This window comes from Citrobacter sp. Cf116 (genome assembly GCF_030336505.1).
Classification (GTDB): Bacteria; Pseudomonadota; Gammaproteobacteria; order Enterobacterales; family Enterobacteriaceae; genus Citrobacter; species Citrobacter freundii.
This window is the reverse complement of record NZ_JAOWEQ010000021.1, coordinates 1-3,136: the sequence shown is the minus strand read 5'-3', so window position 1 is coordinate 3,136 and position 3,136 is coordinate 1. Positions and strand designations below refer to the sequence as shown.

Below are 3,136 nucleotides of genomic sequence, written 5' to 3'. Positions count from 1 at the left end.
ACTGGTATTTCCGCTGGAAAGAACGGGAGGATCGGCGCAATGGCTATGCCACCAAAGCTGAAGAATAAACTGAGCGCAGCAGTCGTTGGTTTGATTCTTGCGGGGGCTTCCGCGCCCGTGATTCTCGATCAGTTTCTGGATGAAAAAGAGGGTAACAGCCTGACAGCATATCGCGACGGCGGAGGGCTCTGGACGATTTGCCGCGGCGCCACGATGGTTGATGGTACGCCAGTAGTTAAGGGCATGAAGCTGTCTTCAGAGAAATGCGCTCAGGTGAACGCTATAGAACGCGACAAGGCACTGGCATGGGTTGAGCGAAATATCAAGGTACCACTGACCGAAGCACAGAAAGCCGGGATCGCATCTTTCTGCCCATATAACATCGGCCCCGGGAAATGTTTCCCGTCCACATTCTATAAGCGTATTAATGCTGACGACCGTAAAGGCGCCTGTGAAGCGATCCGCTGGTGGATCAAAGACGGTGGCCGCGACTGTCGTCTGACCAAAGGCCAGAAAAACGGCTGCTATGGGCAGGTAGAAAGGCGAGACCAGGAAAGCGCGCTGGCGTGCTGGGGGATAGACCAGTGAGCCTGCGCTTTAGGTTTATTGCCATTTCGCTGCTGGCGGCTGTCGCATTCATCGCGGGAAACGTATGGAGTAACCGGGGTTGGGAAAAGAAGTGGGCGGAACGTGATAGCGCGGAATCATCGCAAACAGCGAATGCACAGACCGCAGCCCGCATGATTGAACAAGGGCGCATAATTGCCCGTGATGAGGCTGTAAAAGATGCACAAGCACAAGCTGCTAAATCTGCTGCCACTGTTGCTGGCCTGTCTGCCACTGTTATCCAGTTGCGTACCGAAGCAACAAAGCTTGCCGCCCGTCTGGACGCCGCAAAGCACACCTCAGATCTTGCCGCTGCCATCAGAAGCAAAACAACCGACACCACTGCAGGAATGCTCGCCAACATGCTCGGAGATATTGCAGCAGAAGCTAAACGATATGCTGAAATCGCTGACGAACGCTACCGTGCCGGGATGACGTGTGAGCGCATTTACGACTCGGTGAGGGAGGCAAACAACAAAGGGTATGAATGATGCTTATTTACTTGAAAACTATAAGTATGCCCCAAGTTAAATAGATGCCACTAAATGTGTGGTTAATAGGAGTGTATGAAATGTTGGATGGTTATTTCAATAATGATGGTGATAGCGGCGAAGCTTTTGTTAACAAGCGGAAGCGGTTATTAGCTGTACAAGCAGCTTTGGAAATCGCAAAACAAAGTGTCGGAAACTATCATCAGTCTACTGTATCGAGAGTTAACGAAGATTTAGCCAAAACTGCTGATGGAATAGGAAAATTAGCAGATGCTATTCAATCTGCTCTGGAAAAATAGCAAGTTTTTGACCCAAACCGCCTTCGGGCGGTTTTTTTATTGTTGTCACTATGGGCATTACAGCATGCGTTCAATGAGTGCCTGCGATAATGCTTTTCGTTACAATTATCTCATTGATGATATGAGGTGGAAATGGACGCAAATTACATTGCTTATCAAACGTTAGTAGCTAACCGTGCCGCAGCTGAATGGGCCTTTTGGTCAATGGTTGTGGCATCTGTAAGTGTACTGACAACTATTGTAACGCTCTGCTTTGCGTACAAAGCGTTGTCTACATGGCGTGATCAAGAGAAAACTAAAGTAAAACTGGACTTTAGAAATGCGATTAAGCAGTTAAAAACAGCCCTATTATTTATGCCACTCAGTATTGATCCAGACGAACTGGAACAGGAGCGTGAGCAAGTTATTGCGAAATGGTTATTTAAAGATGTAGACCTTATTAATCAGCAAATCGAAATTGGAGAGCAGAACGTGCGTAGGTTTGACGAGTTGCTAAGCATTTTTGATAGCTGCCGATCTTCATGGCTTGCAACTGAGCACTTATTTGATAACACAAAGTTGTCGAAAGACTGGGTAGTTTTTGAGGGTGATTTTGAAAGGTACATTAAAGGTAACGGATACAAGTCGTCGTTAATGCAACATCTGGATGAAATGATGACGACAAGGTTTGTCTTTGAATCGAAGTAACCGCCTTAGGGCGGTTTTTTGTTGCTCGTTATTTATTACTGCAATTGAAACTAATTATCATTTGTACGGGTCCTCCTGGCGATTCTGAACACCGAGGGGGCGAGGACACGCGGAAAACGGCTGGTTTTTTGCATTTTATCGGCATCATCATCATTCCCTTAACTTGTTGATATTTCAGTCGTGAAATTATTCACGATGTCGAAATGGTTAAATATTGTTCATCATCATGGATAACGAACTGAAAAACCTTCGCCTCAATATCAATCAGCTGGCAGCGGTGACCGATCTTCATCGTCAGACGATCTCCAGCAGGCTGAATAACGTTGAGCCTGCTCCGGGCAGTAATTCTCGTCTCAAGCTTTATTCTGTTGTCGATATTCTCCGGGAACTGCTGGGCCGGACCACGGCACCCGAGCTGGTGGATATCGATAAGATGTTACCGCCGGATCGTAAGGCATGGTTTCAGTCTGAACGCGAGAGGCTTAAATTCCAGCAGGAAACAGGTGAGTTAATCCCGGCATCGACAGTGACCCGAGAATTTTCATCGATGGCAAAAGCCGTCGTTCAGGTGCTGGAAACGCTGCCGGATATTCTTGAACGTGATTGCGCGATGACGCCTGCAGCTGTCGTTCGGGTGCAAAAAGTCATTGATGACCTGCGAGATCAGATAGCCCTGAAGGTTGAGCAGGCAGATACACCGGAACAGGAGGACAGTTCGCCAGAAGAGGAGTAAGCCATGCGACAGGCCACGGCGGCGGAGCTAAGAAAAAACACTGCCGGGATCATCAGAGCACCGCGCCGAATGCCTGTAGCCGAAGCCGTACATAAATATATGCGTGTTCCGGTCGGTGTGGGTAACTCCGTTGAGTGGGATCCTAATCTTGCCCCTTATGTTGTGGAGCCGATGAACTGCCTGGCATCACGCGAATATGATGCTGTCATTTTTGTTGGCCCTGCCCGAACGGGTAAAACCATTGGTCTGATTGATGGCTGGGTGGTGTACAACGTTGTCTGCGATCCGTCTGACATGCTCATCATTCAGATGACGGAAGA

6 protein-coding genes are annotated in these 3,136 nt (G+C 48.2%); all 6 read left to right on the top strand.

From position 1 onward, the window contains the following. Positions 1-39 precede the first annotated feature (39 nt). Positions 40-588 (top strand): lysozyme, encoded by a 549-nt coding sequence (locus OGV74_RS01110; RefSeq protein ID WP_047357964.1) that lies wholly within the window; start codon positions 40-42, stop codon positions 586-588. After that, the gene (locus OGV74_RS01105; protein ID WP_047357965.1) at positions 585-1,097 is read left to right on the top strand and encodes a DUF2514 domain-containing protein; all 513 of its coding nucleotides are present in this window, start codon (positions 585-587) and stop codon (positions 1,095-1,097) included. The genes OGV74_RS01110 and OGV74_RS01105 overlap by 4 nt, the downstream gene beginning before the upstream one ends. A gap of 80 nt (positions 1,098-1,177) precedes the next feature. Then, the gene (locus OGV74_RS01100; RefSeq protein ID WP_047357966.1) at positions 1,178-1,396 is read left to right on the top strand and encodes a hypothetical protein; all 219 of its coding nucleotides are present in this window, start codon (positions 1,178-1,180) and stop codon (positions 1,394-1,396) included. A gap of 132 nt (positions 1,397-1,528) precedes the next feature. Continuing rightward, a complete protein-coding gene (locus OGV74_RS01095) occupies positions 1,529-2,083 on the top strand; it encodes a hypothetical protein (RefSeq protein WP_135107956.1) in 555 nt (184 codons plus the stop codon). A gap of 226 nt (positions 2,084-2,309) precedes the next feature. After that, positions 2,310-2,816 carry a DUF1441 family protein gene (locus OGV74_RS01090; RefSeq protein WP_047358011.1) on the top strand — a complete coding sequence of 169 codons (507 nt, stop codon included), beginning with the start codon at positions 2,310-2,312 and terminating at the stop codon, positions 2,814-2,816. A 3-nt stretch (positions 2,817-2,819) separates the two neighbouring features. Next, on the top strand, positions 2,820-3,136 hold a 317-nt coding region (locus tag OGV74_RS01085), incomplete at its 3' end, for a phage terminase large subunit family protein (RefSeq protein WP_286520141.1).